The organism is Acidithiobacillus sp. TH-A36, assembly GCF_057473445.1.
The window spans coordinates 1-4,561 of record NZ_JBYCKP010000276.1 but is presented as its reverse complement, the minus strand read 5'-3'; the positions used below and the strand labels follow the sequence as shown (position 1 = coordinate 4,561).

5 protein-coding genes are annotated in these 4,561 nt (G+C 52.4%); 2 read left to right on the top strand and 3 right to left on the bottom strand.

All coding sequences use genetic code 11. The features are described from left to right. Both AC2VLY_RS07315 and AC2VLY_RS07310 read left to right on the top strand, forming a co-directional pair. A partial coding sequence (locus tag AC2VLY_RS07315; RefSeq protein WP_486922023.1) for an LTA synthase family protein occupies positions 1-1,385 on the top strand: 1,385 nt, incomplete at its 5' end. A gap of 365 nt (positions 1,386-1,750) precedes the next feature. Next, entirely contained in the window at positions 1,751-2,017 is a 267-nt protein-coding gene (locus AC2VLY_RS07310) for a sugar phosphate nucleotidyltransferase (protein WP_486922024.1), read from the top strand. A 3-nt stretch (positions 2,018-2,020) separates the two neighbouring features. Here AC2VLY_RS07310 and AC2VLY_RS07305 read toward each other — a convergent pair whose 3' ends face one another. From AC2VLY_RS07305 to AC2VLY_RS07295, 3 genes are read right to left on the bottom strand one after another with little or no spacing between them, the layout of a single operon-like run. Continuing rightward, positions 2,021-2,794, bottom strand: coding sequence for a tetratricopeptide repeat protein (locus AC2VLY_RS07305; protein WP_486891909.1), 774 nt, complete (start codon positions 2,792-2,794; stop codon positions 2,021-2,023). A gap of 33 nt (positions 2,795-2,827) precedes the next feature. After that, positions 2,828-3,442: a nucleotide-binding protein gene (locus AC2VLY_RS07300; RefSeq protein ID WP_486922022.1), complete on the bottom strand. Its 615-nt coding sequence runs from the start codon at positions 3,440-3,442 to the stop codon at positions 2,828-2,830. Positions 3,443-3,454: 12 nt separating this feature from the next. Further along, complete coding sequence (locus AC2VLY_RS07295; protein WP_486891911.1) at positions 3,455-4,018, bottom strand: hypothetical protein; 564 nt, start codon at positions 4,016-4,018, stop codon at positions 3,455-3,457. Positions 4,019-4,561: the final 543 nt, after the last annotated feature.

Below are 4,561 nucleotides of genomic sequence, written 5' to 3'. Positions count from 1 at the left end.
CGGTGGTGCTGGTGGGTAATGCCAAAGAAGCCAGCCTGCGTGAACCTTTTGTATTCATGGACTTTGAATACTTCACCGATGCCATCAAACATCCCCGCCTGTATTTACCCTTTCTCGGTTTGTGGCGGGCCATCGCCCTGGGGATTATTGCCATAGCCGTCATTGGTACGGCGCTTTGGGCGGAAACACCACTGACTGCACAAATGCCCTGGCTGGTTTTTCTCAAATATAATGCCTTGTCGCTGTTCGCTGCAGCCTGCCTGCTCTGGATAGGCGACCGCTGGTCTGACGCACCCAGCCTGCAGCCGGACAAAGATATTCGCGACATGGGTTTCGCCCCCAGTCTCTGGTTATATGGCTGGGCAGAACGGGCCCCTGTTCAGGTGCCTGCTGCCAGACCCTTTGGTCCCTGGTCAGAACCGCAGCCGATTATTCCGAGTCCGAATCCGAATATCACAGAAACCCCAAGTCATACAGAATCAACGGGTCATCTGGTCATCGTCCAGAGCGAATCGTTTTTTGATGCGCGCCGCCTCTGGCCACACATTGCCCCGGAAGTGTTCAGGGATTTTGACGCGGCCCGACGTCAATGTGTGCAAAGCGGGCAAATTCGTGTACCGCCCTGGGGAGCCAATACCATCCGCACTGAATTCAGTCTGCTCACCGGCTGGTCGCCTGCTACGCTCGGTATTCATCAGTTTCAGCCTTACCGCTTTCTGGCGCGTCGGCCCCTGCCCAGCATCGCCTGGCGACTCAAGGCTCAAGGCTATCGGACCATCTGCATCCACCCCTATCCCTCCAGCTTTTACGCCCGCAATACGATTTACCCGCTGCTCGGCTTTGATGATTTTCTGGATGTCGCGGAGTTTACGCCGGAAGATCGCAGTGGCCCCTATACCGGCGACCGGGCGGTTGCCGACAAGACCTTGCAAATACTGCAGGGGGCCACCCAGCCGACCTTCATCTTCATTATTACCATGGAAAACCACGGCCCTCTGCATCTGGAATCGGTCAGCGCCGCAGAAAAGAAAACCCTGCTCTTGCAGAAGCCTTCTGTCAGCGCCGATGACCTTGCCATTTACCTGCGCCACGTCCGCAACGCTGGCGCCATGCTGCAGCAGTTCATGACCGAACTGCCCAGGCTGTCCCTACCCAGTGTGCTGGGGTTTTATGGTGACCATGTCCCCATCATGGAAAAACTCTATGAGGCCCGTCATTTTGAAGATGGTCGCACCGACTACTGGCTCTGGTCCTCCCGCCACCCAGCCCCCAGCAGCCCCCAGCAGCCGGAAATTGCCGTCGAAGAGCTGGGGGTTCACGCTCTGGCCCTAATCAGCTGCGAAATAGAAATACAGAGGTACAACGGTTATCGAGAGTTGGAGTAAAACCCAGACGCTGATAAAACGTGCTGCGGTCTCACATTTTGCGTCCACACAACGGTGTTAAACACCGTACACAAAGCGCAGCAGCCTGCCGGACAAGGCTAACTGGTGACCTTTAGTGTCACGCCGATGTGGCATTCAAATAAAGATGGTAACAACGAAATAAAGTTGGTAACTTACAAATAGAGTTGGTAACTTTCATGCATCATTATCTCACTGATTTTAATGCAGATATTGCAAGAGGCCCTCTTTAGTTACCAACTTTATTTGCACAAACATCAAGGGTTATTGGGGTGAAAAGGCAAAAAGTTACCAACTCTATTTATTTTTGAAAATTTCCATGTGGCGACTTTACGGGCTTTGGCCGGATAAAAGTTACCAACTTTATTTGCATTCTACAGCCGACGGGTCCCGAAACCGGTTATGGCTACATTCAGAAGGGCAGCGCCCTGGACAGCGGCTATCAGGTTGCCCGTTTCGTCGAAAAGCCCAATCAGAGCAATGCCCAGTATTACCTCGACAGCGGCGACTATCTTTGGAACTCCGGCATGTTCTGCATGCGGCCGACAGTCTGTGCCCAATGCTCTGCAAACAGCTTGTTGAGATCGACTGGTGATATGTTGTTGGCGCGATGATTTTCAATCGGGCACTGCGGACTGCTCAGATTTTTGCTGGGCGGTTGCTCTGGTTTTTTTGGCTGCTGCAGCGCTGTGAACCTGCAGACTATGGTCAATGGCGGTAGCTTCCCGAGGATTCAGGGAACCTATCAGCGGCAAAAGACTATAGGCTTCTGCAAAACGCTGCATCCGAATCATGGTTCGGGCCGCACTTCCATAGGCAATGGCGGCTTCTGGATATTTGCCGGTCATGTAATACACATTGCCCAATTCACCATAAATACCCGGATGATCAGGCGCTTCGTGGAGCAGTTTTTGGTAGTCGGCAATGGCTTTCGGCGCATTGCGATGCCAGTAGGCCGCCCGTGCCTGCAAGAGCAGTTTGACTTCGGCTTTGCTCAGGCTTTTTGTCGAAGCCGGCATGGGCATGGATAATGTGGGCGGAGCCTTGATATTTTTGTGGGCAGAATGCGCTTTGGCTGGGCCACTCCGTCCAGTTTTTTTTGGCGCGACGGGATGTTTGGCTGCGGGGGCAGCGCCGTGTGGTGGCTTTACCGGTGTCGCCACTTTTTTGGGAGCTGCGGCAGTCAGATGCGCCGATTGAGCGGGTGCAGTTTCTGCAGGCAAGGCAGATTCTGCGGCTGCTGCGCTGGCAATAATGCTGAAAGGAGCCGTTTCGAAATGCATATTCCCGGAGACTAATTGCAGGCTGGCGCTCGCAAAAAGAGCTGAAAAAACTATCCCTTTTTTGAAGAGAAAATGTTTGTGGAAGGGTTTTTGGGAGAAAGTACGCATAAGTTGTCCGCCTCAATGTTAAATGGGTTTGGTCTAGGCTATACACCATTCTGGATACAGAGTAATAGCCAGTTTTTCCAGTTCCTTGCTGGCTTTGCTGCTGACATCCAATTCAAAAACGGCACGGGCTTCACTCAGTGAGCGGCGAAAGGCAGTGCGTTGTCCGAGTCGTAATCCCAATGATTTGACCTGTGGAAGTTCGGCCAGCATGGCCTCGGCTTCATCGCTTTCACGAACCGCGTGGTGGGTATCTGCGCGATTGATAAATGCCCAGACCGGAGGGGCTGCCCAATGGCTGCAATCCTCCAGAAAACGTTGTGCAGACCAGATATCGGCCTGACTGGGGCCGACGGGCATGAGGATGGTATCGGCGATGCTCAGGGCCCTCCGAAAAGCGTTCAATTCGGAATAACTACAGTCAATCAGTACGTATTCAGTCAGGGGCAGGGCTTCATCCATCTCTGTAGCTACAGAGATGGCGGGCAGAATGTGCTGTTCTGTGCGATCGCGGCAGACATCGCGTAAGGTACCTTGGGGATCGAGGTCGTAAAGTTGCACGGGAGCCCGATACGCCAACCACACGGCGAGATTGAAACTCACCGTGCTTTTTCCCGATCCACCTTTCATGGATGCCACTACCAAACGCATGATGACCTCGTGCTAGCGTCCGTATCCGTAAGGCGAATATCCATAAGGAGACGGATAAGGTCCCATGGGCGGGGGCGGCATGCTGGGACGCATCTGCTGCGGATAGGGTTGGCGATATTGCGGCGGGTATGGTTGTGAATATTGCTGCTGATTGGGATAAGCGTAGTTTTGTTGTCCATAGGACTGCGGATAACCATTACTACCACCGCCCTGATATTCGCCCTGATAAGGCTGCCCATAACCGCCGTAGTTGCCACTATTCATGTTCATGGGGCCACCATGCGGCCCATTGAAATTCATGCCACCCATATCCCAGGGGCCTTCTGATCCCTGCATGGGGCCACCATAGCCGCTAAAGGGGCCGCTGTTGCCATTCATTGGGCCGCTATAACCGGACCAAGGCATGCCACCACCGCTCCAGGGCATCCCTCCACCACCACTCCAGGGCATGTCGCCACCCCAAGGACCCCAGGCATACGCTGGGGCTGCGATCATGAAGCCCGCCATACCGACACCCGCCATCAAAGCCAAAGACCGCAGTTTCCGGCCCATTGGTGTTTTTTTCAATGATTTCATCACATTTGCCTCCATGTTCGTTATAAAAAACCCTTGATTCTGTTGGTTTCCAGAACCCGCCACGCCATCGGCAATTTCAGCAAGCTTTATCAGCAAACAACGTGCCAGAAGTTAATCCCTTGTTTTATTTAGTATTGTGGGTTTAAGAAATTTATCTTTTCGCAACAGAAAATTGAACCAATATACTGATATATAATAAATATTATAAATGTTGCAGCCTGAAAGAATGCAACGGTTCATACAACAGTTCCTGCAACGTGGTGATTCAGAGAAAAAAGGGAGATCAAGTGATCTCCCGAATCCAGAGGTGACAAACAACGCTAAAATGGCATGGGTGATTTATGCAGGTATTGGCTTGAGAGCCGTATGGCGTCAAAAAAGGGAGACAGGGACATCTCCCAAATAGCGGAGTACACAGTGACCACTCATAATCAAGGTAAAGCGATGCCTCTTATCCGAACTGGTTTTTGCGCATGGCCCAACTCATGATCAGCATGCCTAATCCAAAGGCGGCCGAGAACCCGATGATGATCCAACTGTATA